Below are 24,545 nucleotides of genomic sequence, written 5' to 3'. Positions count from 1 at the left end.
GCCTCCTCCATCACATGTCGGCTCGCCGGTGCCGATCGGTCTCCTCGGCATGGCTGCCGGCGTCACCGGCGTACCGCTGTGCCGGCTCCCCGCACGGTATCGGGTAGCGGCACGGCGCGTCCAAGGAGCACTGGTCGTCACTGCGCGTGGCCGGTCGGTGTCGAGCAGCTTCTGTCAGCTCGGCCTCTGCCGGGTCGGCGGGCGGCGACCGAAGCCCACCGTACCGGGCGCTGCGGCAGGGCGGAATCCCGGTGGTGCGTGCCGGGAAACGCCGATGGCCCACCCGGTGGGCCGGGTGGGCCATCGATCTGGAGGAGGTGCGGAATGTCGTGGAGCGTCAGCTCATGTGACGCTGGGCGATGACGAGGATCTCCTCGCGGACCGCCGGCGAGTTCGCCGAGCGCAGCGCGTGCTCGATGGCACGGGCGCGGCGGTTGGCGTCGCGGTGGTTGCGGATTCGCTCGATCATGCTCATTGGTGGGTCCCCCTAGCTATTCGGTTGTCAGCCCCTGATGCATCTATTCAACAGCAAGAGCCGGTAAAATTCCATCGATTATTAGGTGAGCTGGGACACCCGCCTAACAATCAAAGGTCAACAGGCACCTTGGCCGACGGTTCCGTCGCCCAAACGACACGGCCGGTGTGCCGGGCGTTAACCCGTGGCACACCGGCCGTGACTGGCCCTACGAACGATCAGGTCCAGGCGAGCAGCGCCGCCTCCGGATCGGCGAGGAAGTCGCCGACGTCGCGCAGGAACTTCGAGCCCAGCTCACCGTCGATGATCCGGTGGTCGAAGCTCAGCCCCAGCGTGGTCACCTGACGCACCTTGACCTTGCCCTTGTGCACCCAGGGCATCTCCCGCACCGCGCCGAAGGCCAGGATCGCGGACTCGCCCGGCGGCAGGATCGGCGTGCCGGTGTCCACCCCGAACACCCCGACGTTCGTGATGGTCAACGTGCCACCGGACATGTCCGCCGGCGAGGTGCGGCCGGACTTGGCCGTCTGCACCAGGTCGGTCAGCGAGTCCGCCAACTCCCGCAGCGAGAGTCGGCCGGCGTCCTTGACGTTCGGCACGATCAGGCCACGCTCGGTGGCCGCCGCGATGCCGAGGTTCACGTACTCCTTGACCACGATCTCGTCGCCGGCCCAGGTCGAGTTGACCATCGGGTGACGCTTCACCGCCAGCAGCACCGCCTTCGCCACCAGCAGCAGCGGCGAGACCCGTACGTCACGCCACTCCCGTCGGTTGCGCAACCGCTCCAGAGCCTTCATCGCCCGGGTCACGTCGACGGTCAGGAACTCCGTCACGTGCGGAGCGGTGAACGCCGAGCGCGACATGTTCTCGGCGGTGAGCTTGCGTACCCCCTTGACCGGGATGCGCTGCTCGCGGTCCGCGCCGAAGCTCGCGGCGCTCGTCGCCGTCGCCGTGATCGGCTCGGCCACCACCGTGGCGCCGTTCGCCGCCTGCTGCACGTCCTCCCGGGTGATCGAGCCCAGCGGACCCGAACCGGTCAACGTCGCGAGATCGACCCCGAGATCCTTGGCGAGCTTGCGCACCGGCGGCTTGGCAAGCACCAGACCACCCGTTGCCGCACTGGGTCGATCACGGACTACTGGTGCCGGATTTGTCGGGGTTGGAGTGGTCGTGTTACCCGCCACAACTCCATGATCGGCCGCAGCGGGCGGTGCGGGGGGCGGCACGGACGCGGCGGCCTGCGCCGGGACGCCGCCCTTGCGGGGGCGACGCTTCGCGCTCGTGGTACGCGGGCCGTAGCCGACCAGCACCGCGGTCCGCCCACCCGGGGCCGCACCGCCGATCAGGCCGGGCTCCACCATGCCCTCGGCCGGTGCCACCTCCACCGCCGCCAGCGAAGCCGCCGACGGGGTGGGCAGGTCACCGCTCGGGGTGGCCGTGGTCGACGGGGCGTCCAGCGGACCGGCACCCGGGTCGGTGTCGATCGCGATGATCGGCGCACCCACCTCCACGGTGGTGCCCTCCGGGTGGTGGATCGCCTGCACCTGCCCGGCCCACTTCGCCGGGATCTCCACGGCCGCCTTCGCCGTCTCCACCTCGACGATCGGCTGGTTCAGCTCGATGGTGTCGCCGACCTTGACCAGCCAGGTCAGGATCTCACCCTCGGTCAGCCCTTCGCCCAGGTCAGGCAGGTTGAACGTCTTGATCCGGGACATGCCGCTCACCAGCCGAAGGTGCGGTCGACGGCGTCGAGCACCCGGTCGAGGTCGGGCAGGTACTCCTCCTCCACCCGGGCGGCCGGGTAGGGGGTGTCGAAGCCGGTCACCCGCAGCACCGGCGACTCCAGGGAGTAGAAGCACTCCTCGGTGATCCGGGCGGCCAACTCGGCCCCGAGACCGATGTTCGACGGCGCCTCGTGCACCACGACCGCGCGGCCGGTGCGCTTCACCGACTCGTACGCGGCGCTCAGGTCCAGCGGGGAGAGCGAACGCAGGTCGATGACCTCCAACTCCCGACCGTCCTCGGCGGCGGCGGTCGCCGCCTCCAGGCAGGTCCGCACCATCGGCCCGTAGGCCAGCACCGTTACGTCGGTGCCGGGCCGCACGACCCGGGCCGAGTGCAGGGGGTACGCCTCGGACAGCGGCGCGTCCAGGTCGACCTGACCCTTCTCCCAGTAGCGCCGCTTGGGCTCCAGGAAGACGATCGGGTCGTCCGAGGCGATGGCCTGCTGGATCATCACGTACGCGTCCTGCGGGTTGGAGCAGGTCACGACCTTCAGACCGGCGGTGTGCGCGAAGTACGCCTCCGGCGACTCGGAGTGGTGTTCGACGGCGCCGATGCCACCGCCGAACGGAATCCGGATCACCATGGGGATGCTGAGCTTGCCGCCCGAGCGGTAGTGCATCTTCGCCACCTGCGACACGATCTGGTCGTACGCGGGGTAGACGAAACCGTCGAACTGGATCTCGCAGACCGGCCGGTAGCCGCGGATGGCCAAACCGACCGCCGTGCCGATGATGCCGGACTCGGCCAGCGGGGTGTCGATCACCCGCTGGTCGCCGAAGTCCTTCTGGAGCCCGTCGGTGATCCGGAAGACGCCGCCGAGCTTGCCGACGTCCTCGCCCATGATGATGACCTTGGGGTCGGTCTCCAGGGCGCGGCGCAGGCCGGTGTTGAGGGCCTTGCCGATGGTGAGCGTCTCCGTGGCCATCAGTGGGCGCTCCCCTCGAACGACTCCATGTAGCGGTTGAACGTCGCGCGCTGCTCGTCGAGCAGCGGAGAGCCGTTGGGGTAGACGTGGTCGAACATCGTCACCGGCTCCGGGTTGGGCATGTTGAGCACCCGCTCGCGCAGGTGCACCGACTCGCGGCGGGCCTGCTCGTCGACCTCGGCGAAGAAGGCCGCGTCGGCAATCTGCTGCTTCTCCAGGAAGGCCTTGACCCGGGTGATCGGGTCCTTGGCCTGCCACGACTCGACCTCGCTGGCGATCCGGTAGCGGGTCGGGTCGTCGGAGGTGGTGTGCGCGCCCATCCGGTAGGTGTACGCCTCGATCAGGCTCGGGCCCTGCCCGTGCCGGGCGTTGTCCAGCGCCGTGCGGGTCACCGCGTAGGAGGCCAGCACGTCGTTGCCGTCCACCCGTACGCCGGGAAAACCGAAGCCGGCGGCCCGCTGGTAGAGCGGGACCCGGGTCTGCCGTTCCAGCGGCTCGGAGATCGCGTACTGGTTGTTCTGGCAGAAGAAGACCAGCGGCGCGTTGAAGACGCTGGCCCAGACGAACGCCTCGTTCACGTCGCCCTGGCTGGTAGCCCCGTCGCCGAAGTAGGCGATCGCGGCCTCGCCGTCGTCGTTGCCGATCTTGCCGTCCATGGTGATGCCCATGGCGTAACCGGTGGCGTGCAGGGTCTGCGCACCGATGACGATCGTGTACATGTTGAACTTGAACTCGTTCGGGTCCCAGCCACCCTGGTCGACACCGCGGAACAGGCCGAGCGGCATGATCGGGTCGATGCCCCGGCAGTAGAGGACGCCGTGCTCCCGGTAGGTCGGGAAGGCCATGTCCTGCGATCGCAGCGCCCGCCCGGAGCCGACCTGGGCGGCCTCCTGGCCGAGCAGGCTGGCCCAGAGGCCCAGCTCGCCCTGGCGCTGGAGGGCGGTCGCCTCGGCGTCCAGCTTGCGGACCATCACCAGATCGCGGTAGAGCCCGCGGTATTCCTCGTCGGTGAAGTCCACGCGGTACTCGGTGCCGTCCGGGCCGGTGGCGCTGTCGATGCGCTCACCGTCCGGGGTGAGCAGCTGCACCAGCTCCGGATTGCCGGCCGCGCCCTTCTTGGAGCGGGGTGCAGGCCGCCTGCTGCGGGTGGTGCCCCCGGGGTCGCCCTTTGCCATCGGTCTCTCCCTGTCGTGTCTGCGTCGGCACCGGGGGATCACCCGGCCGCGCAACTCGTGCGCCTGCCCGGCTGCTGCCGGACCGGTTCCTGGCGGCCGCGCCTAGCCCCGGTGGGGGTTGCCGCACGGCGTGAACCGGGTTCTGGCCGAACCCGGATCGGGAGTGCCGGCGCTCAACCGCGCCTGCCGCGAGGGTGCGCGGAGGTCACGGCTGCGTTGCCGTCGTGCTCCATATTCGCAGAGCAGGTGAGCGCGCCCACAGTACGCCTGCCTCGCATCCCGACCGGCCACCCTTTGCCATCGTTTGTCGTCATCATGCCGGGCTGCGTTTCCAGGGCGATCCGGCGACGATTCGTCACCGTTCGGTCAGGTCCGCGTGTCGACACGCGGTGGAGGTTGGCTGACGCAGGGTAACTGCGGAAGGCTGATTCCCGCAGGATCGCGCCTATCAGGTTATTTGCCAGCTTTGACGGGGCGTCTCTCCATCTCGGCCGACGGCTACGACAAGGGGTGTGCGGTGCACGAGCCAGGTGACGGTCCCGGCACACCGGCGCTCGGCCGGCACCGGTCCACAGGCGGTTACCGCCGGGTGGTCGGCGCGCACCGTGCCCCCGGCAGCGGCGGCCCCACCCGGGGTTACCTGCTCACCGTCGCCCTGCTGGCCGGGACCGCGTCGATGCCGATCCTCGCCGCGATCAGCGCCGGCTCGGCCACCCCGGGCAGCACCGCGCTGCCGGACAGCAGCACCCCCTTCATCCCGACCCCGTCGGTCGGGCCGGTGCTGATCCCGCTGCCGATGACCAGCCAGCCGGGGCTCCCACCGCCCGGCACACCCAGCGTCGTTCCGCCCAGCGGTTGGCTGCCCGCCGCTCCCCGCCGTTCCCCGGAGGAACCGGCCACTGCCGAGCGGGGCCCCGCACTGCGTGAGACGACCCGGTCGCCGGCACCGAAGCCCACCCGGGGCACCTCGCCGGCCGCGCCACCGCCCGTCGTTCCGCCGCCACCGACCGCTTCACCGACCGACCCGGGCCCGACCGGTTCACCAGACCCGGATCCGACCGACCCGGGCACGACGGGGTCACCAGACCCGGATCCGACCGACCCGGACCCCACCGGTTCGTCGGATCCGGACCCGACGGATTCGCCGGACCCGGATCCGACCGGCTCCACCGGGCCTGATCCGACCCCGACCCTGACGGGGGATCCGACGCCCACGTCCGAGCCGACAACGACCCTCCACCCGAACCCCACGGCGGGTCCGACCTCCACGCCGACCGACCCCCCGACCGCCACCGCAGCACCAACCAGCACCCGGTCCGTGCCGTCCACGCCGCCGTCCACCACGCCCGCGCCGCCGTCCACCACGCCCGCGCCGCCGTCCACCACGCCCGCGACCACCGCCGCACCGGCCAGCCGGCCCGGCCCGGCAGTTCCGTCGTAGCCGACCGCTTCCGCTGCTCCCACGATCCGCCCGGTGCCGCTGGCCCGACCGACACACTCCGCGGTGCCCCCGGCGGTACGGTGACGAACAGCCGCGGCCCATCCGGTGCCGGGGCGTTCGACGGTAGGCGCGTACCGGAGGGGGTGGCGTGGGCGGCGGTGCGGAACTCCGCCCGGTGACCGCCCGACCCGGCCCGGGGCAGCGGGTCGCCCGGCTGGTCACCGAGGTGACCGCACCGGCAGTGCTCGTGTCGTTGCTCATCCTCACGGTGAGCTGGCACAGCGCGAGCCGCCCCGGTCAGGGTCTCGTCTGGGGGCTGCTCGCCACGTTCTTCGTCACCGGCATCCCGTTCGCCTACATCGTCGGCGGGGTACGCCGCGGCCGGCTCACTGACCATCACATCGGCCGGCGGGAGCAGCGCAGGGCTCCGTTGCTGGTGGGCCTCGGCTCAGTCGCGGGAGGGCTCGCCCTGCTCGCCGTGCTCGACGCACCCCGCCCGGTGCTGGCGCTGGCCCTGGCCGGGCTGGTCGGCCTGGTGATAGCCGTGTCGGTCAGCCACTGGTGGAAGATGTCGATCCACTCGGCGGTGGCCGCCGGCACCCTGGTCATCCTGACGCTGAGCTTCGGGACGCGCGTGGTCGTCGCCGCCCCGCTGTTGGCGTTGGTCGGCTGGTCCCGGGTGCGGTTGGGTGACCACACGGTGCCGCAGGTGCTCGCCGGCGGCGTACTCGGCGCACTGATCGCCGCAGCGGTCTTCGGCCCGCTGCGCTGAACGGGTCTGGCCGCCGGACCGGCCTGGGCCGAACGCCGGGCCGGGCGCGGAACGCCGGGCCTGGTCGAGGCGGGCGGCATCGCACCGCCCGCCTCGGATGCCGTCAGGCGCCGTCGTCGGCGAGGCGGTGTCGGTTCGCCTCGATCCACGCGTCCAGCGCGGCCGGGTCGTCCGGGTCCACCCCGTCGGCCATCAGTTGGGCCACGGCGGCGGTGGCGGCGCTGCGCCGCTCACCCGTCGAGTAGAGGCGCGCGAACTCCGGCACCATCTCCTCGATCGCCTCGTCGGTGCGGGTCGTCGCCGCCTCGGGCAGGCCGCGCTGGCGGGACGCGTACCGCGCCCACGCCCGCAGCACCCGGGGCAGCATCGCCGCGTCGTCCATGTCGAGCACGGCCCGACGGTGCACCCAGTCCAGCAGGAAGAGCCCGGACACCGCTGGGCTCCAACGCATCGGGTCGGCGTCCGGGAAGGTGGCCGAGTGGTCCAGCAGCAGGCTCAGGCAGAAGTGCAGCGAGGCCAACTCCGGGCCGTCGACGGAGTCCAGACCGAAACGGGTGGCCTCCGGCGCGGCGAGGAACCGCCGGACCAGGTCGGTGCGTTCGGCGGCGGAGAGTGGCTCGACCTCCGCCGGACCGGTCGGCTCGGTCGCGGTGGGCAGCATCGCCAGCCGGGCGCCGACGAGCGCCCGGTCGGTGGCGAGCGAACCCTCGCCGGGCAACTCGCTCAGCTCGTCGGTCACCGCGAGGTGGCGGGCCACCTCACCGCGGAGCCGGGCTGGGTTCTCGGTACGGAACCAGGTCAGCTCGTCGTCCGCGCACATTTGCCGGACCTGGTCCAGGATCCGCTCGGCCGGCCCGCCGACGAAGATGTCCTTGGTGATCCCGATGTTGTGGTCCACGAGGGCCACCAGCGCGTGCTCGGAGCCGCCGGACGCGTCGTCGTAGGCGAAGGTGGCGAGGTAGGAGGTCTGGTCGCCGTAGACGTCGCCGTACGCCCAGGAGCCGGTGAGGTGCACCCGGCCGAGCTGACCGGTCCAGCTGGGCGCCTGGCTGCCCGGGCGTACCCGCTCGGTGCCCTCGGCGTCCGGAACGAGCCTGGCGAAGATCTGGCGGATGGTGGTCGCCGACGCGACCCGGCGGCGGGCGGTGGCGGCGAGAAACCCGGTGACGAACTCCCGTACGGCGGTGTCGCGGTCGGTCTCCGCGATGGCGTAGACACTGCCCAGCAGCGCGCTGCCGAGCATCTCGGCGTCGAGGGCGGACTCCAGCTTGGTCACGTCGCGTGCGGCGTGCAGCACCGCGTCGTAGGGGGTCTGAGGCGTGGCCATGCTTCGACCCTACGCCGCCCAGGGCGTACGCAGAGCGGTAGCGAGTCGCGTCGGATGTCAGCGGCGGGCCGCGTCCCGCAGCGCGTCGCGTGCCTGCGCGTAGGAGGCGAGCACGATTCGCACCGGCGCGAGCACGTACTCCTCGCCCACCTCGGCGACCCGGACCGTCAGCCGTTGCCGGGCACGGGCCCGCGCGCGCCGGGCGGCCCAGCGGATCACCGGTCGGGTCAGCGCGGCCACCAGCAGCCCGGCCAGCAGCCCGCCGAGCAGCAGCAGCGTCGGCAGTGGCACCTGCCCGACCATCGGGTCGTCCAACGCGGGCAGACCGAGTATCCGTAGCGCGTAGCCGAGCACCAGCCAGCCCAGACCGACCGCGGCGGCCAGGGTCACCAACCACTGCACACCGCCGACGACCCGCCACCACACCGGCTGACGGTCCAGGCCGAGGTCGGTGCCGGCGATCGCCCGGTCCAACGCGTCCGGCATGTCGTCGAGGCGGGACCGGGCCGCGGCGGTCACCGCCGTCGGCCAGGCGGCGGGCAGGTCGCCGGCCGCCCGGTCGGCCACCGCGCGGATCGCGAGGCCCAGGGCGGAGCGCTGCGCGACCGTCGGGTCGGGCACCGAGGTCGCCGCCACCAGGCTCTCCGCCGGGTCGGCGTCCGCGCCGACCGGGCCGGGTAGGTGCAGCCGACGCAGCGGGTCGGGCCGCAACCGCCGCCAGCCCCGGACCACCGGCCAGCCTGTGGTGGCGCCGGCCCGATGCCGGTACGCCCGCTCGACCGCCTCGCTCACCGCCGGCACGCCGGCAGCGTCGGCCAACGCCCGGTTCAACCCGGCGACAGCCCCGTCGTCCGGGCCGCCGGCGGGCCGGGCCGAGCCGACCAGTGCGTCCAGACCGACGACGACGGTGTCGACGTCACCGGCCAGCCGCCGTAGCGAGGCCTGCCGCTCGGCGACGGTCCGCTCCAACGCGTCGCGCAGCCCGACCATTCCGGCCGGGTCGATGGCGGTGGTGGCCAGCAGGGGCACCCCGGTCAGCCCGTCCGTGTCGAGCAGTCGGCGCAGGTCGTCCATGACCCGGGGCAACTCGGCCGGGGGGAGCCGATCGGCCTGGTTGAGCACGACCAGCGTGACGTCGCGGTGCCGGTGGAACTCGCGCAGGTAGTTGTCGTGGATGACCCGGTCGGCGTACTTCTGCGGGTCGACCACCCAGACCACCTGGTCGACCAGGCCGAGGAGCCGGTCCACCTCCAGCCGATGGGACCGCTGCACCGAGTCGAAGTCGGGCAGGTCGAGCAGGATCAGCCCGTGCAACGCCGACTCGTCGTCCGCGTCCAGGGCGCTCTCCCGGACGAAGCGGTGTCGGGGCAGCACGCCGGTCCAGTCGAGCAGACGGTTCGCGCCCTCCAACGGCCCCCACACGCAGGCGTGGGTGACGCCGGTGGTGGGACGGCGGACCCCGACCGGCGACAGTTCCAACCGGGCCAACGCGTTGAACAGGCTGGACTTGCCGCTGCCGGTCGCGCCGGCCAGAGCGACCACCGTGTGGTCCCGGGACAGTGCGAGCCGGGTGCCGGCCCGCTCGACCACCGTGTGCGCCGGCACCAGCTCGGCGTCCGGCAGCAGGCCGTCCACCGCGGCCAGGAACCGGCGTACCGCGTCCAGCCGGGCGATCAGCGCGTCGGCGTCGACCCGTTGGTCTCCGCGGAACGCCTCGCGGATCCGGCCGGTGATGTTCGTCACCGGTCACCCTCCTCGTCGCCGTCCGGCCGGCTGTCGCCACCGGCGGACAGGCCGCTGCGGTGTCGGGCCAGTTCGACCCGCCCGGCGGCCCGGCGTAGGCCGTCGCCGACGTCCGCGGCGGGGCGGGCGTCCGCGGTGCGGCTCAGGAAGCGGTCGGCCTCCGCGTCGAGCAGCGTCCGCACCCGGCCCAGCAGGTCGGTGCGGGCCTTGGCGGCGAGGGTACGCACAGCCTGGTCGCCGAAGATCGCCTGGAGTACGGCCTGCGCGGCGACAGTGGTGCCGGCCCCGGTTGCCACCTCCAACCCGGTGGGGATGAACGCGGTGGAGGCGAAGACGGCGATCATCACGGCCAGCCCGGTGGCGTTGACCGCGTACGCGGCGGTGCGGGCCACGAACCGTTTGTCGCCGCCCTCGACCCGGACCAGCTCCAACACCCCGCGCTGCCAGTCCCGGACCATCCGTTCGGCGCGTTCCGGCAGGTCGTCGCTCGGGTGGGCCAGCGCGGGGTCGAGCAGCCCGGCACCGGCCGGGTGCGCCTTCCACCCGGTGTACGCGGACTCGGCCGCCTCCGAGGCCACCCCGCGCAGCAGTGTCACCAGCTGCGACTCGATGGCGTTGCGAAGTTCGGTGGCGGGGGCCGGCCGCCCGGTGACAGCGGCGACGACCCGGTCCCGTAGGCGGCCGATCCGTGCTTCGAGGGTGCGGAACAGCTCGCCGGTGCCGACGAACTCCTGCCAGCGGGCGAGCACCTCCCCCCGGAGCAGCCGACCGTCCTGGAGCCCCTGTTCGGCGGTGCGCTCGGCACCCCGGTACGCGGCCCGGACCCGTTCGTCCAGCGCGTCGGCGGCGGCGACCTGCTCGTCGGCGGCGTCGGCCAACTCCTCGACGGCGGGGTGCAGCGCGGCCAGTGCGCCGTCCAACGTCTGGCGGACCACCGCCGCCCGGGCGTCCGCGTCGGCGGCCAGCCGGGCGAACCAGTCGGCCAGTGACGCCGTCACCGCTTCGGGCAGCAGCCCCTGGCCGTCGACCCAGGTCTCCGGCAGCACGAACAGCGGCGCCTGGCCGAGGTCCTGTTCGGCGAGCATCTCGGCCAGGTGTGCGGCGATCTCGTCGGTGGCTTCCGCGGGCACCCGGTCCAGCACCATGGCGATCACCGCGCCTCGCGCCCGGGCGCTGCGCAGCAGCTCCCAGGGCACCGCGTCGGCGTACCGGGCGGCGGTGGTGACGAAGAGCCAGAGATCGGCGGCGGCCAGCAGTTGGGTGGCTAGGGCCCGGTTGGCGTCGACCACCGAGTCGATGTCGGGCGCGTCGAGGAAGGCCAGCCCGGCGGGCAGGGCGGGCGCGGTGACCAGGTGCAGGGCGCGCGGGTCTTCGCTCGGTTCGGTGGTGCGGGTCAGCCCGGGCAGCAGGTCACCCTGCCGGAACCAGGCCGCGTCGGACGGGTTGCAGACCAGCACCGGAGACCGGGTGGTCGGCCGGAGTACGCCAGCGGCGCTGACCCGGGCCTTCACCAGGCTGTTGACCAGTGTCGACTTGCCCGCTCCGGTGGAGCCGCCGACCACCACGAGCAGGGGGGCGTCCAGTCGGGCGAGCCGGGGTAGCAGGTAGTCGTCGAGTTGGTCGGTCAGGGCCGTGGCGGTGTGCCGGGAGGCGCTGGCCGAGGGCAGCGCGAGAGGGTACCGGGTAGCACCGATCGCCTCCCGGAGGCCCGACAGCGCGCTGGGGAGGCTGTCGTCCCCGGTGGTGGCGGACGGCTCCTCCGTGGCGTCCGGGGGGCCGGTGCGGGTGGCGACGGCAGGCGCGCCGGAACGGGTGGCGGGATCGCCGTGCGTCGTCACCGCTAAAGCGTGCCCGACCGATGCAAGGGAAGACAACCGGACGGTAATTGCGAGTGGGGTTGCGTCGGGTTGACTCAACTCGACTTGACGATTGGCCAACGCGTGGCAGTATTGAGTCAAGTTCACTCAACTTGTGGTGGGGCCCGCTGCGGGCGGTGCTCGCCAGGCAGCCGCGGGCAGAGCCCGTCACCTGCACAACCTTACGAAGCGAGGAAGCGAAGATGGCACGTGCGGTCGGTATCGACCTCGGCACGACGAACTCCTGCGTCAGCGTTCTCGAGGGCGGTGAGCCCACCGTCATCGCCAACGCTGAGGGCTCGCGGACGACCCCGTCGATCGTCGCGTTCGCCCGCAACGGCGAGGTGCTCGTCGGTGAGGTCGCCAAGCGTCAGGCAGTGACCAACCCGGACCGGACGATCCGGTCGGTCAAGCGCGAGGTCGGCACGAACTGGTCCGTCGACATCGACGGCAAGAAGTACACCCCGCAGGAGATCTCGGCCCGGACCCTGATGAAGCTCAAGCGGGACGCCGAGGCGTACCTGGGTGAGCAGATCACCGACGCGGTGATCACCGTTCCGGCCTACTTCAACGACAGCCAGCGGCAGGCCACCAAGGAGGCCGGTGAGATCGCCGGCTTCAACGTCCTGCGGATCGTCAACGAGCCGACCGCCGCCGCCCTGGCGTACGGGCTGGACAAGGGCTCCAAGGAGCAGACCGTCCTGGTCTTCGACCTCGGTGGCGGCACCTTCGACGTGTCGCTGCTGGAGCTGGCCGAGGGCGTCGTCGAGGTCAAGTCGACGAGCGGTGACAACCAGCTCGGTGGCGACGACTGGGACCAGCGGATCATCGATCACCTGGTCAAGACGTTCCGTGGTGAGCACGGCATCGACCTGTCCCAGGACAAGATGGCCCTCCAGCGGCTCCGCGAGGCGGCCGAGAAGGCCAAGATCGAGCTGTCCGCCGCCACCACCACCAACATCAACCTGCCGTACATCACCGCCGGCGCGGCCGGCCCGCTGCACCTCGACGTGACACTGAGCCGCGCCGAGTTCCAGCGGATGACGCAGGACCTGCTGGACCGTTGCAAGGGCCCGTTCGAGCAGGCCGTCAAGGACGCCGGGATCAAGATCTCCGACGTCGAGCACGTCATCCTGGTCGGCGGTTCGACCCGGATGCCCGCCGTGACCGACCTGGTCAAGCAGCTCACCGGCCGCGACCCCAACAAGGGCGTCAACCCGGACGAGGTCGTCGCCGTCGGCGCCGCCCTCCAGGCCGGTGTGCTCAAGGGTGAGGTCAAGGACGTCCTGCTGCTCGACGTGACCCCGCTGAGCTTGGGCATCGAGACCAAGGGCGGCATCTTCACCAAGCTGATCGAGCGCAACACCACCATCCCGACCAAGCGTTCCGAGGTCTTCACCACGGCCGACGACAACCAGCCGTCGGTGCTGATCCAGGTCTTCCAGGGTGAGCGGGAGATCGCCGCGTACAACAAGAAGCTCGGCACCTTCGAGCTGACCGGCCTCCCGCCGGCGCCGCGCGGCGTGCCGCAGATCGAGGTCGCCTTCGACATCGACGCCAACGGCATCGTCAACGTGCACGCCAAGGACCTGGGCACCGGCAAGGAACAGAAGATGACGATCACCGGCGGCTCCTCGCTGCCGAAGGACGACATCGAGCGGATGCGCCGGGACGCCGAGGAGCACGCGGAGGAGGACAAGCGCCGCCGCGACGACGCCGAGACCCGCAACGTGGCCGAGGCACTCCAGTGGCAGACCGAGAAGTTCCTCGCGGAGAGCGGCGACAAGCTGCCCACCGAGAACCGGGAGCAGCTCAACGAGGCGCTCGGCGAGCTCCGGGGCGCCCTCGGCGGTCAGGACATTGAGAAGATCAAGTCCGCGCACGAGAAGCTGGCGCAGGTCTCCCAGCAGGCCGGCTCGCTGCTCTACTCGCAGCAGGCCGAGCAGGGTCAGCAGCCGGGCGGCGAGCCCGGCCCGGGTGCCACCGGTGCGGCCGGCGCGACCGGCGCGCAGGCCGGCGGCGCCGACGACGTGGTCGACGCGGAGATCGTGGACGAGGACGGCAAGAAGTGACCGTCGGCCTCCGACACGTTTCCACCGCGAAGGGGATGAGGTAGCCGCATGACGCAGAAGCCACGAGCCGCCGACCCGGACGACACCGGGTCGACGCCGGGTGGCTCCGCGACCACGGAGCCGACCACCGGCGACGGGGAGGGGGTCGTCATCCGCAACAACCGCAAGCTCATCGACACCTCGGAGCCCGAGGGCACCGCGGCCGACGCGGAGACCGGCGTGCCGGCCGAGGGCCTCGTCGAGGACGCCGAGGTCGTGGTCGACGAGATCGAGGTCGAGGTCAACTCCACCGACGGGCCGGAGCCGTCCGGTCCGGCGGTGGTGGACGCCCCGGCGCAGCCCGTTGACGGCGGCGGCCCGGGCACCTCGCTCGGTGCCGAACTGGAGGCGCTCCGGGCCGACCTGGACGAGCGCACCAGGGACCTTCAGCGGGTGTCGGCGGAGTACGCCAACTACCGCAAGCGGGTCGACCGGGACCGCAGCCTGGTGCAGGAGCAGGCGACGGGTTCGGTGTTGGCGGCGCTGTTGCCGATCCTCGACGACCTGGACCGCGCTCGGGAACACGGCGACCTGGTCGGGCCGTTCGGCACGGTGGCGGAACAGCTCACCACCGCGCTGGGCAAGTTCGGCCTGAACGCCTTCGGCGAGCAGGGCGACCCGTTCGATCCGACCCGGCACGAGGCGGTCGCGCACCAGACCTCGGCCGACGTCAGCGAGCCGACCTGCGTGCAGGTCATGCGGCGCGGCTATCAGCTCGGTGAGCGGCTGCTGCGCCCCGCGCTGGTCGCGGTCGCGGATCCGGAATAGTGCGAGACAGTGACCGGGCCGTCCCGCCCACCACCCAACGGTGGGCGGGACGGCCGGGCCACGAGGGTCGAGAGGAGGTGGACCGGTGAGTTCCAAGGACTGGATCGAGAAGGACTTCTACGCCGTGCTCGGCGTGGACAAGGCCGCCTCCGCCGATGACATCAAGAAGGCGTACCGCAAGCTGGCCCGCGAGTCGCACCCGGACCACAACCCGGGCGACGCCAAGGCCGAGGAGCGGTTCAAGGCCGCGTCCGAGGCGTACAACGTGTTGTCCGACACGGGTCGCCGACGTGAGTACGACGAGATGCGCTCGCTGTTCGGCTCGGGTGCCTTCCGGCGGAATGCCCGGGGCGGGGGCCAGCCGGGCGGCATGCCGTTCGACGTCTCCGACATGTTCGGCGGTGCCGGCGGCGGCGACCGCCGGTTCGGCGGCGCCGGCTTCCAGGACCTGTTCAGCTCGATCTTCAGCGGTGGCCAGGCCGGTGGTCAGGCGGCACCCCGCGGTCCGGCCCGTGGCCGGGACGTGGAGACCGAGGTGGCGCTCGACTTCGGTGACGCGGTGCGCGGGGTGACGCTTCCCCTGACACTGCGCGCGCCGGGGGTCTGCGACACCTGCCACGGCAACGGGGCGAAGCCGGGCACCCAGCCGCGTACCTGCCCGGTCTGTCACGGCGCCGGGGTCACCACCCGGGACCAGGGGGCGTTCAGCTTCTCCGAGCCGTGCCGCAACTGTCAGGGCGTCGGCACTGTCGTCGAGGAGAAGTGCCCGGAGTGCCACGGCACCGGGGGCGTCACCAAGACCCGCACCATGAATGTGCGGTTCCCGGCCGGGGTGGCCGACGGTCAGCGCATCCGGTTGGCCGGGCGCGGTGAGCCGGGCGAGCGCGGTGGCCCGGCCGGCGATCTCTTCGTGCACGTCAAGGTTCGACCGGACGAGCTGTTCGGGCGTACCGGCGACGACCTGACGTTGTCCGTGCCGGTCACCTTCGCGGAGGCCGTGCTCGGCACGGACCTGCGGGTGCCGACGCTCGACGGCGCGGTGACCCTGCGGGTTCCGCCGGGTACGCCGAGCGGGCGCGTTTTGCGGGCCCGCGGCAAGGGTGTGGTTCGTCGCGACGGCCAGGCCGGTGATCTGCTGGTCACGTTGGACGTGGTCGTTCCGGCCCGGTTGTCGGACGAGGCGCGCGCCGCACTGGAGGCGTTCGCCGAGCAGAGCCCGCCGGCGGCCCGGGAACATCTCGACGCTCGGGTGCGTCGGGTCAGTTAGTGCGTTGGAATGGACGCGGAGGTGAGCGGGATGTCGGGCGAGTTCCTCGGTTCGGGTGACCCTGCCTACGAGGCCAAGGTGCTGATGATCTCGGTTGCGGCTCGCATGGCGGGGATGCACCCGCAGACCCTGCGCCAGTACGACCGACTCGGGCTGGTGCAGCCGGGCCGGGCCGCTGGCGGGGGCCGCCGGTACAGCGTCCGTGACGTGGTGCTGTTGCGCGAGGTGCAGCGACTCAGCCAGGACGACGGGATCAACCTGGCCGGTGTGAAGCGCATCATCGGGCTGGAGCGACTGCTGGAGCAGGCTCAGCAGCGGGTGGCTCGGCTGGAGGCGGAGCTCGACGCCGCGTACCGCCGGATTGCCGAACTGGAGTCGCTGGCCCGCTTCCCCGGCAGCGACCTGGTGCCGACCAACCGCACCTCCACGGCGCTGGTGGTGTGGCGGCCTCGCCGCACGCCCGGTCGCTGACCCGCCGCTCACCCGGATCTGCCTCCTCGGCCCGGGCCGTACCGGATTTCCCGGCGCGGCCCGGGCCGCTTCGGCTAACCTGTCGATACGGGTCCAATCGGATTAATCCGGACCTACCGGCATGGCGAGGGGGAGCGATGGCGGAGCCGGCGAAGAACGTGGCCCAGCAGACGGAAGACCGGTTGGAAGACCTGGCCGAGACCGTCCGCGAGAAGTTCGACAGGGTGACCAAGGGGACCTACCGGGACCGGGTCGTCGGCGGCAGGTTCGCCGAACCGGGCGACCGGGGTCGACCTGAGAAGGAACAGAAGCAGGACTGAACGGCAACCGACGTACGGGCCGGGACCCACGGGGGGTCCCGGCCCGTTCACGTGAATGAGTGCTCGACAGTGGCGCAGACACCACCATCGCCGCTGACGACCAGCCGAGCCTCAGCCGAGGCGGCGGTTCTCGCGGACCAGGCCGCCTTCGCACCAGTCGCGATAGACGAAGAGGTCCGGCCGGGCCAACAGCACGCGGCCGTTGTGCGCCCAGACCTTCATCAGTTCGTCGCCGTCCCGCTCGGCCTGTTCCACGAGTTTGCGGAAGCGGCGCTTGGGGTGGGCGCGGAAGTTCGTCCGGATGCCGTCGGCCGCGTAGATGTAGAGACAGTGCAACGCGAAACGGCGGGCCGGACAGGTCGGATCCATGGCTAACTCGAAGAGCGTCAGGACCAATCGGTCACCGGAGACCAGTAGGTCCCAGTCGGGTGGCATCGAGGCCAACGGCACCGAATCGGGCTTGTACGCCCAAGCTCGCAACTCCGCCGGGCTCGGATCGACGGGGTTCGCGAAGCCGTGGAACGTCGACTCCTGCACGCTCACCGGCCAACCTTCCGCTCTGGCCCGCGGGTGGCAACGCTGCCTGCGGAACCTGGCTGCTGGGGCGAAACGGTAACCCGCCGCCGGGTGCTGCGGTAGTCCCCGTGGGGAGCAATTCCGCAACCGTTGGCATGGGCGGGTCCCCCGCATCGACAGAGCGGTCGATGATGCTCCTATGGCAATCCACGTTCGACAGTTCCGGCGAGGCGCCGAGGCTCAGTTCGTCACGGGGCTGGAATGGCTTTTCGCCCCTCCCGGTGGCCGTCCCGTGGATTGGGACAACGACCGCGCCGTCGAGCGGACCGCGCAATTGCTCGACCACGAAGGCGTCGCTCTCTTCGGGGCGCGATCGGACGAGGACCAGTTGGTCGGAGTGGTCAGCGTCTACGTGGACATCCTGTCGGTGCGCTTCGGCCGTCGGGCTTCGATCGAGGATCTCGCCGTACACCCCGACTGGCGGTCCCGGGGTGTCGGCGCGAACCTCCTGGCCGCCGCCAGGACGTGGGCCCACGAACAGGGCGCCGACTACGTCTTCCTGGAGTCCGGTCTGGCCCGGACCGAGGCGCACCGCTTCTACCTTCGCGAGGGTGCGACCCACGCAGCCGCGGCGTTCCGGTGGACCGGAAGGCCCACCCGTTGACGCTCGCGGTCAGTCGCGGATCGGTACCGGCACCTGTCGTTGGGCCGCCGCCCGGTTACGCAGCCACCGCTTGAACCACGGGAAGTCCGGCAGCCGGGCCAGGATCGGCCCGGTCACCACCGTGATCAGGACGTACGTCGCGGCCAACGCCGCCAACCGCGGCTCGACGCTCCCGGCGGCCACCGCGAGACCGGCGATGACGATCGAGAACTCACCTCGGGGTACGAGTGCCAGACCGGTCCGCCATCGACCGGGTTCGGCGATGCCGACCCGACGGGCCGCGAGGTAGCCGGTGAGCGTCTTCGTCCCCATGGTGACGATGGCCAGCGCGAGTGCCGGCAGCAGCACCGGCGGGATGTCCTGCGGGTCGGTGGTCAGGCCGAAGAAGACGAAGAACACGGCGGCGAACAGGTCCCGCAATGGGGAGAGCAGCTCGGTGGCGTGGTGCGCCACCGGGCCGGAGAGCGCGATGCCGACGAGGAACGCGCCGACCGCCGCCGACACCTGGAGCGACGCGGCGATGCCCGCGATCAGCAACGTCAGACCGAGTACGCCGAGCAGCAGCGCCTCCGGGTCCTTGGCCGACAGGGCGGACGAGATCAGGTGGCCGTACCGGATGGCGACCACCAGCACGATCAGCACAGTGCCCACCGCGACGGTGAGCGCGATCCCGCCGCCGAGCAGGCCCGTGCCGGCCAGTACGGCGGTGACGAGCGGCAGGTAGAGGGCCATCGCCAGGTCCTCGATGACGAGCACCGAGAGGATCACCGGGGTCTCCCGGTTACCGAGTCGTCCCAGGTCGGCGAGGACCTTGGCGATCACTCCCGACGAGGAGACCCAGGTGATGCCGCCGAGCACCAGGGCGGCGACCCAGTCCCAGCCGAGCAGCAGGGCGAACCCCGCTCCGGGCAGCGCGTTGAGGACACCGTCGATCAGCCCTGCCGGTGCCGCCGAGCGGAGGTTGCCGACCAGTTCGTTGGCCGAGTATTCCAGGCCGAGCATCACCAGCAGCAGGATGACGCCGATCTCGGCGCCTACCGCGAAGAACTCCTCGCTGGCGGCGAGCGGCAGTAGCCCGCCGTGCCCGAACGCCAGCCCGGCGAGCAGGTAGAGGGGAATGGGCGAGAGGCCGAAGCGGCGGCTCAGCCGGCCGAGGAGGCCAAGCAACAACAGCAGCGCACCGACTTCGATGAGCAGCGTGGTGAAATCGTGCATCCGCCTCAGCCGTCCGGGTCACTGTCGGCGAGGATGGCGGACACGCCGTCGAGACCCCGTCGGGTCCCGACGACGACCACCACGTCGCCGGCTGCGAAGCGGAAGGTGGGGAGTGGCGAGACGATCACTTCGCCTTCGCGCAGGACCGCCACGATGGAGGCGCTGGTGCGGGTACGCGCCTTGGTGTCGGCAAGCTGGCGGTTGACGTACCGCGAACCGGCCGGGATGGCGATCTGCTCGGTGAGCAGCCCGGCCGCCTGCTCGCGGAGGCCGGAGAGCTGGCCGAGCATCAGCGACGCGCCGAGGATGTCGGCCAGAGCCTCGGCCTCGTCGTCGGTCAGCGGAATGTCCGCCTGGCAGGAGTCAGGGTCGTCGGGATCGTAGAGGACCAGATCACGGCGGCCATTGCGGTGGGAGACGACGCCCAGGCGGCGTCCGGACTCCGTCACCAGATCGTGGCGTACCCCGATCCCGGGTAAGGCGGTCTGCTCGACACGTACTCGCACCCGCCAAGGCTACCGCTTGGTGAACAAAGCGCAGATCTTGGAGTGACGGTGCTCAACCTGTCCCGGTCTTGCGTGATCGACTCGACGTCGGCGAAGTCGGGGTGTCCCAGCGTCGGGAGACCGCAACATCGGCGACGTCGAGTCGATCGAGCGCTCGCGTCGGTCAGGTGAGGCTGGCGAAGAACTCGCGGATGTCGGCTACCAGGACGTCGGTGGCCTGGTGGGCGGCGTAGTGGCCACCGACGTCGCCGCGACCGTCGACGTCGCTCTCGTACGCCGTCCACCGGACGATGTTCGCGTGGTCCCGGTCGGCGAAGCGGCGGATGGACTGGAAGTCGCCGGGGAACATGGCCACCGCGGTCGGGGCGGTGGTCGGTTCGGTCGGCTGCTGGTCGGCGTGGGCGTCCTCCCAGTAGAACCGGATCGACGACGCGGCCGTGCCGGTGAACCAGTAGGCGGCCACGTTGGCCAGGACGAAGTCGGCGTCCAGGCTCTCGTCGAAGAGTTGGGCGTTCCAGGCGAGCAGCCCGACCGGCGAGTCCGCCAGGCCGAACGCGAGGGTCTGCGGCTGCTGGCTGTGCACCTGGTTGAAGGAGAACTTGTTCTCGTAGAACCACTGGAGGTGCCCGAGCGCCGCCTGGTCCGCCTCGGTCAGCCCGGCGAACTCGGCCGGGTCGCCGGAGGGGAACGCGAAGAGTTGGGTGACGTGGACGCCGAGGACGTGCTCCCGGTCGATCCGGCCCAGCTTCGGAGCGATCATCGAGCCGGCGTCGTTGCCGACCGCGCCGTAGCTGTCGTACCCCAGTCGGTTCATCAGCTCGGCCCAGGCGCGGGCGGTGCGGTCGTGGTTCCACCCGGCGCTGCGGGTCGGGCCGGAGAAGCCGAAGCCGGGCAGCGACGGGATGACCAGGTGGAAGGCCGGAGAGCTCGGGTCGGTGGGCTCGGTGAGCGGCGTGATCACGTCGAGGTACTCCAGCACCGAGCCGGGCCAGCCGTGGGTGAGCACCAGCGCGGTGGCGTCCGGCCGGGACGACCGGACGTGCAGGAAGTGGATCTGCTCGCCGTCGATCTCGGTGACGAACTGCGGGTGGGCGTTCAGGCGGGCCTCGACCGCACGCCAGTCGAAGCCGTTGCGCCACCGCTCGGCGAGGGTGCGGACGCGGTCGGTGCTCATTCCGTAGGTGTCGCCGGCTCCGGGCAGGTCGGCGGGCCAGATCGTGCGGTCCAGACGGGCGGCCAGGTCGTCGAGTGCGGTCTGCGGGATCTCGACGCGGAACGGGCGGATCGCGGTGCCGGTCATCTCGGAACTCCTTCGGAACGGAATGTTTCGTTCTGCAATCACAGTAGCAGACCGGAACGATCCGTTCCACTGATAGTCTGAGGCCATGCCGACATCACCCGAGAAGACGCTGGGCGGCCGCCGCGCCCAGGCCGCCCGCAACGACGAGGTCATCCTCGAAGCCGCCCGCGCGGTCTTCCTGGACGACCCGAAGGCGCCGATCGCTGCCGTCGCCGAACGCGCGGGGGTCGGCATCAGCGCCCTCTATCGGAGGTACGCGAGCAAGGAGGACCTGCTGCGGCGGCTCTGTCACGACGGGTTGTGCCGGTACATCGCCGAGGCCGAGACGGCTCTCGCCGAGCCGGACGACTGGACGGCGTTCAGCACCTTCCTGGCCGGCGTGGTCGATGCCGACGTGCACTCGCTCACCGTCCACCTGGCCGGCACCTTCACGCCCACCGAGGAGATGGGGCGGGACGCGATGCGCGCCGGCGAGTTGGCCGCCGCCCTGTTCGAGCGGGCCCGCGCCAGTGGTCGGCTGCGCCCGGACGTCGTCGTACAGGACCTGGGTCTGCTGTTGGAGGCGTGCGCCGCGGTGCGCGTACCCGATTCGAAGCGGACCGCTGAGCTGCGCCGCCGGCAACTCGCGGTGCTGGTGGCGGGCTTGTCGGCTGCGCCGACCACGGACCCGTTGCCTGGTCCGGCGCCCGCCGCGGGCGAGTTCGACTGGCGGTGGCGTCGTCGGGAGTGACGGGCGTCACAGCGCTAAGGTTGAGCGGAATACGCTCAACTCTGGTTGTGTCCAACCCAATGGACATCGCCGATCCGGGGGAGCCCATGAACACCGAAAAACTCACCACCAAGAGCCGCGAGACCATCACGGGTGCCGTCGCGCTGGCCAATCAGCGTGGCCACGCCACCGTGGAGCCCTGGCACCTGCTGCTGTCGCTCCTGGACACCGACGGGTCGACCGCCACCGGCCTGCTGCGCGCCGTCGGGGCCGACCCGACCGAGCTGCGCCGGGCCGCCCAGCGCGCTGTCGATGCTCTCCCGGCAGCCCGGGGCTCGAGCATCGCCGAGCCGACACTGGCCCGGGAGTTCGTCAACGCCATCGGTGCCGGCGAGCAGATCGCCCGCCCGTTGGGCGACGAGTACACGTCCACCGAGCACCTGCTCGCCGGTCTGGCCCGGGTGGGCGGCGCGGTGTCCGGCGCGCTGAAGACGGCCGGCGCCACCGAGGAGGCCCTGGTCGCGGCCTTCCCGACCGTCCGGGGTGGCGACCGCCGGGTCACCACCGCCGACCCGGAGCAGACCTATCAGGCCCTGACGAAGTACGGCGTCGACCTCACCGCCAGCGCCCGGGACGGCAAGATCGACCCGGTCATCGGCCGGGACTCCGAGATCCGCCGTGTCATCCAGGTGCTCTCCCGGCGTACCAAGAACAACCCGGTGCTGATCGGTGAGCCCGGCGTGGGCAAGACCGCGATCGTCGAGGGCCTGGCCCAGCGGATCGTCACCGGTGACGTGCCCGAGTCCCTGCGCGACAAGAAGTTGATCTCGCTGGACCTCGGCGCGATGGTCGCCGGAGCGCAGTACCGGGGCCAGTTCGAGGAGCGGCTGAAGTCTGTCCTGGAGGAGATCAAGAACTCCAACGGGCAGGTCATCACCTTCCTCGACGAGCTGCACACCGTCGTCGGCGCCGGCAAGGGCGAAGGCTCGATGGACGCCGGCAACATGCTCAAGCCGATGCTGGCCCGTGGCGAGCTGCGGATGGTCGGTGCCACCACGCTCGACGAGTACCGCGAGCACATCGAGAAGGACCCGGCTCTGGAGCGCCGATTCCAGCCGGTGCTCGTCGGCGAGCCGACGATCGAGGACACCATCGGCATCCTGCGCGGGCTCAAGGAGCGCTACGAGGTGCACCACGGCGTACGGATCACCGACGCCGCGCTGGTCGCCGCCGCCACGCTCTCCGATCGGTACATCACCGACCGGTTCCTGCCGGACAAGGCGATCGACCTGGTCGACGAGTCCGCGTCCCGGCTCCGGATGGAGATCGACTCCCGGCCGGTCGAGGTGGACGAGATCGAGCGCGCGGTCCGCCGGTTGGAGATCGAGGAGATGGCACTGGCCAAGGAGCCGGACGCCGCCTCCGCCGAGCGGCTGGACCGGCTGCGTAAGGAACTGGCCGACAAGCGCGAACAGCTCACCGTGCTCTCCGAGCGGTGGCAGACCGAGAAGAGCCACATCACCAAGCTCTCCACCGCCAAGGAGGAGTTGGAGCGGCTCGGTGGCGAGGCCGAGCGGGCCGAGCGCGACGGCGAGCTGGAACGCGCCGCCGAGTTGCGCTACGGCCGGATCCCCGCGCTGAAGGTCGAGCTGACCCAGGCCGAGGAGGAGCTGGCCCAGCTCCAGGCCGACGGCGCGATGCTCAAGGAGGAGGTCGGCGCGGACGACATCGCCGCGGTCGTCGCCTCCTGGACCGGCATCCCCGCCGGTCGCCTCCTCGAAGGCGAGACGGCCAAGCTGCTCCGGATGGAGGAGTCGCTGGGCGGCCGGGTGGTCGGCCAGGCCGAGGCGGTGGGCGCGGTCTCCGACGCGGTACGCCGTGCCCGTGCCGGCATCGCCGACCCGGATCGCCCGACCGGCAGCTTCCTCTTCCTCGGCCCCACCGGCGTCGGCAAGACGGAGCTGGCCAAGGCCCTGGCCGAGTTCCTCTTCGACGACGAGCGGGCGATGGTCCGCATCGACATGAGCGAGTACGGCGAGAAGCATTCCGTCGCCCGTCTGGTGGGTGCCCCGCCCGGCTACGTCGGCTACGACGAAGGTGGCCAGCTCACCGAGGCGGTGCGCCGCCGGCCGTACTCGGTGGTGCTGCTGGACGAGGTGGAGAAGGCCCACCCGGACGTCTTCGACGTGCTGCTCCAGGTGCTCGACGACGGTCGGCTCACCGACGGCCAGGGCCGCACCGTGGACTTCCGCAACGCGATCCTGATCCTCACGTCCAACCTCGGGTCGTCGGTGATCGGTGACCTGACGCTCGCCGAGGAGCAGCGCCGGGAGGGTGTCCTCGCCGTGGTCCGGTCGCACTTCAAGCCGGAGTTCCTCAACCGGCTGGACGACATCGTGGTCTTCGCCTCGTTGCGGGGCGACGATCTGCGCTCCATCGTCGACATCCAGCTGGACCGGATGCGGCGTCGGTTGGCCGACCGCAGGTTGGGCCTGGAGATCACCGATTCGGCCCGGGACTGGCTCGCCGAGCACGGCTACGACCCGATCTACGGTGCTCGCCCGCTGCGTCGCCTGGTCCAGACCGCGATCGGTGACCAGTTGGCGAAGTCCCTCCTGGCCGGCCAGATCCGCGACGGCGACACGGTGAAGGTAGACCGCGGTCCCAACACCAACACCCTCGAGGTAACCGCCGCCTGACCGCGCCCGAACGCGGTGATCAAGAGGTTTGCGTCAGAAGAAGACAACTTCTTGACGCAAACCTCTTGATCAACAGGGTGGGGAGCGGGTGAGTGGGGAAAAGGTGGGGGCATGTTTGGTATCGGCAAGAAGTGGGAGCGCGAACTGGAGTCGGCCGCCGACACATTGGTCACGGCTGACACGCTCGCCTTTGGTGGGGTCGGTATCGCCGGCACGTTGTTGCCGGTGACCGAGGCGTACCACCAGGTTGCGGCCACCCTCGACGACCACCCCGAGGAGGTACGCCGACAGCTCGACCGGGTGCTCGCCGACGGCACACCCGCCGGCCGGGCGTACGCGGCGACGCTGCTGGAGCGGATCGACCCGGCGGCGGCCCGAGCGGCCTGGACCTCGTTACGGGACGACCCGAGCGAGTTCACCACCTTCGTCGGCTGTGTGATGGACCGCGAAACCATCGGCAACTACGCCAGCCAGCGGCTCGCCGCAGCATGATCCATTCG

The 24,545-nt window shown here is 71.2% G+C and carries 22 protein-coding genes; 11 read left to right on the top strand and 11 right to left on the bottom strand.

Features of this window, described 5'->3' with window-relative positions; all coding sequences use genetic code 11:
• Positions 1–337 precede the first annotated feature (337 nt).
• The 4 genes from O3438_RS21955 to pdhA form a co-directional block, all read right to left on the bottom strand.
• On the bottom strand, positions 338–475 hold the full coding sequence (locus O3438_RS21955; RefSeq protein WP_167393602.1) for a hypothetical protein: 138 nt from the start codon (positions 473–475) through the stop codon (positions 338–340).
• Positions 476–693: 218 nt separating this feature from the next.
• Positions 694–2,190 carry a dihydrolipoamide acetyltransferase family protein gene (locus tag O3438_RS21950; RefSeq protein ID WP_269683716.1) on the bottom strand — a complete coding sequence of 499 codons (1,497 nt, stop codon included), beginning with the start codon at positions 2,188–2,190 and terminating at the stop codon, positions 694–696.
• 5 nt (positions 2,191–2,195) lie between these two features.
• Positions 2,196–3,185, bottom strand: coding sequence for an alpha-ketoacid dehydrogenase subunit beta (locus tag O3438_RS21945; RefSeq protein WP_269681686.1), 990 nt, complete (start codon positions 3,183–3,185; stop codon positions 2,196–2,198).
• Positions 3,185–4,360 carry a pyruvate dehydrogenase (acetyl-transferring) E1 component subunit alpha gene (gene pdhA, locus O3438_RS21940; protein WP_269681685.1) on the bottom strand — a complete coding sequence of 392 codons (1,176 nt, stop codon included), beginning with the start codon at positions 4,358–4,360 and terminating at the stop codon, positions 3,185–3,187. Before pdhA ends, O3438_RS21945 begins: the two co-directional genes overlap by 1 nt.
• A gap of 517 nt (positions 4,361–4,877) precedes the next feature.
• Between pdhA and O3438_RS21935 the strand changes: the two genes are divergently transcribed.
• Both O3438_RS21935 and O3438_RS21930 read left to right on the top strand, forming a co-directional pair.
• Positions 4,878–5,801 carry a hypothetical protein gene (locus O3438_RS21935; RefSeq protein WP_269681684.1) on the top strand — a complete coding sequence of 308 codons (924 nt, stop codon included), beginning with the start codon at positions 4,878–4,880 and terminating at the stop codon, positions 5,799–5,801.
• Between the two features lie 148 nt (positions 5,802–5,949).
• The gene (locus tag O3438_RS21930; RefSeq protein WP_269681683.1) at positions 5,950–6,573 is read left to right on the top strand and encodes a phosphatase PAP2 family protein; all 624 of its coding nucleotides are present in this window, start codon (positions 5,950–5,952) and stop codon (positions 6,571–6,573) included.
• A 103-nt stretch (positions 6,574–6,676) separates the two neighbouring features.
• Here O3438_RS21930 and O3438_RS21925 read toward each other — a convergent pair whose 3' ends face one another.
• The 3 genes from O3438_RS21925 to O3438_RS21915 are packed head-to-tail and all read right to left on the bottom strand — an operon-like array spanning position 6,677 to position 11,481.
• Positions 6,677–7,900: a hypothetical protein gene (locus O3438_RS21925; protein ID WP_269681682.1), complete on the bottom strand. Its 1,224-nt coding sequence runs from the start codon at positions 7,898–7,900 to the stop codon at positions 6,677–6,679.
• Between the two features lie 57 nt (positions 7,901–7,957).
• Positions 7,958–9,643 carry a GTPase gene (locus O3438_RS21920; RefSeq protein ID WP_269681681.1) on the bottom strand — a complete coding sequence of 562 codons (1,686 nt, stop codon included), beginning with the start codon at positions 9,641–9,643 and terminating at the stop codon, positions 7,958–7,960.
• A complete protein-coding gene (locus O3438_RS21915; protein ID WP_269681680.1) occupies positions 9,640–11,481 on the bottom strand; it encodes an ABC transporter in 1,842 nt (613 codons plus the stop codon). The genes O3438_RS21920 and O3438_RS21915 overlap by 4 nt, the downstream gene beginning before the upstream one ends.
• Before the next feature lie 221 nt (positions 11,482–11,702).
• Between O3438_RS21915 and dnaK the strand changes: the two genes are divergently transcribed.
• The 5 genes from dnaK to O3438_RS21890 all read left to right on the top strand — a co-directional run bounded on the left by dnaK (position 11,703) and on the right by O3438_RS21890 (position 16,436).
• Positions 11,703–13,571 (top strand): molecular chaperone DnaK, encoded by a 1,869-nt coding sequence (gene dnaK / locus O3438_RS21910; protein WP_088986941.1) that lies wholly within the window; start codon positions 11,703–11,705, stop codon positions 13,569–13,571.
• Positions 13,572–13,619: 48 nt separating this feature from the next.
• Entirely contained in the window at positions 13,620–14,378 is a 759-nt protein-coding gene (gene grpE, locus O3438_RS21905) for a nucleotide exchange factor GrpE (RefSeq protein ID WP_269681679.1), read from the top strand.
• Between the two features lie 85 nt (positions 14,379–14,463).
• Positions 14,464–15,645 carry a molecular chaperone DnaJ gene (gene dnaJ, locus O3438_RS21900; RefSeq protein ID WP_269681678.1) on the top strand — a complete coding sequence of 394 codons (1,182 nt, stop codon included), beginning with the start codon at positions 14,464–14,466 and terminating at the stop codon, positions 15,643–15,645.
• A 30-nt stretch (positions 15,646–15,675) separates the two neighbouring features.
• Positions 15,676–16,116 carry a heat shock protein transcriptional repressor HspR gene (locus tag O3438_RS21895; RefSeq protein WP_088991285.1) on the top strand — a complete coding sequence of 147 codons (441 nt, stop codon included), beginning with the start codon at positions 15,676–15,678 and terminating at the stop codon, positions 16,114–16,116.
• 137 nt (positions 16,117–16,253) lie between these two features.
• The gene (locus O3438_RS21890; RefSeq protein WP_269681677.1) at positions 16,254–16,436 is read left to right on the top strand and encodes a hypothetical protein; all 183 of its coding nucleotides are present in this window, start codon (positions 16,254–16,256) and stop codon (positions 16,434–16,436) included.
• A gap of 111 nt (positions 16,437–16,547) precedes the next feature.
• Here the strand turns inward: O3438_RS21890 and O3438_RS21885 are convergent, their stop codons facing one another.
• Positions 16,548–16,979: a hypothetical protein gene (locus O3438_RS21885; RefSeq protein WP_269681676.1), complete on the bottom strand. Its 432-nt coding sequence runs from the start codon at positions 16,977–16,979 to the stop codon at positions 16,548–16,550.
• 265 nt (positions 16,980–17,244) lie between these two features.
• Here O3438_RS21885 and O3438_RS21880 point away from each other — a divergent pair, with 265 nt between their 5' ends.
• Positions 17,245–17,616, top strand: a complete 372-nt coding sequence (locus O3438_RS21880; protein WP_269681675.1) for a GNAT family N-acetyltransferase — start codon at positions 17,245–17,247, stop codon at positions 17,614–17,616.
• A gap of 9 nt (positions 17,617–17,625) precedes the next feature.
• Here O3438_RS21880 and O3438_RS21875 read toward each other — a convergent pair whose 3' ends face one another.
• The 3 genes from O3438_RS21875 to O3438_RS21865 form a co-directional block, all read right to left on the bottom strand.
• Positions 17,626–18,831, bottom strand: coding sequence for a cation:proton antiporter (locus O3438_RS21875; protein ID WP_269681674.1), 1,206 nt, complete (start codon positions 18,829–18,831; stop codon positions 17,626–17,628).
• Between the two features lie 5 nt (positions 18,832–18,836).
• On the bottom strand, positions 18,837–19,337 hold the full coding sequence (locus O3438_RS21870) for a cation:proton antiporter regulatory subunit (RefSeq protein WP_088986935.1): 501 nt from the start codon (positions 19,335–19,337) through the stop codon (positions 18,837–18,839).
• Between the two features lie 163 nt (positions 19,338–19,500).
• Positions 19,501–20,637, bottom strand: a complete 1,137-nt coding sequence (locus O3438_RS21865) for an epoxide hydrolase family protein (protein WP_269681673.1) — start codon at positions 20,635–20,637, stop codon at positions 19,501–19,503.
• 85 nt (positions 20,638–20,722) lie between these two features.
• Between O3438_RS21865 and O3438_RS21860 the strand changes: the two genes are divergently transcribed.
• The 3 genes from O3438_RS21860 to O3438_RS21850 all read left to right on the top strand — a co-directional run bounded on the left by O3438_RS21860 (position 20,723) and on the right by O3438_RS21850 (position 24,537).
• Positions 20,723–21,367 carry a TetR/AcrR family transcriptional regulator gene (locus tag O3438_RS21860; RefSeq protein WP_269681672.1) on the top strand — a complete coding sequence of 215 codons (645 nt, stop codon included), beginning with the start codon at positions 20,723–20,725 and terminating at the stop codon, positions 21,365–21,367.
• Positions 21,368–21,453: 86 nt separating this feature from the next.
• Entirely contained in the window at positions 21,454–24,045 is a 2,592-nt protein-coding gene (gene clpB, locus O3438_RS21855; RefSeq protein ID WP_269681671.1) for an ATP-dependent chaperone ClpB, read from the top strand.
• Between the two features lie 111 nt (positions 24,046–24,156).
• Positions 24,157–24,537, top strand: a complete 381-nt coding sequence (locus O3438_RS21850) for a hypothetical protein (RefSeq protein ID WP_269681670.1) — start codon at positions 24,157–24,159, stop codon at positions 24,535–24,537.
• Positions 24,538–24,545 lie beyond the last annotated feature (8 nt).

The organism is Micromonospora sp. WMMC250 (assembly GCF_027460215.1).
GTDB lineage: Bacteria > Actinomycetota > Actinomycetes > Mycobacteriales > Micromonosporaceae > Micromonospora > Micromonospora taraxaci.
The sequence above is the reverse complement of the archived record's forward strand: the minus strand, read 5'-3'. Positions and strand labels throughout refer to the sequence as shown.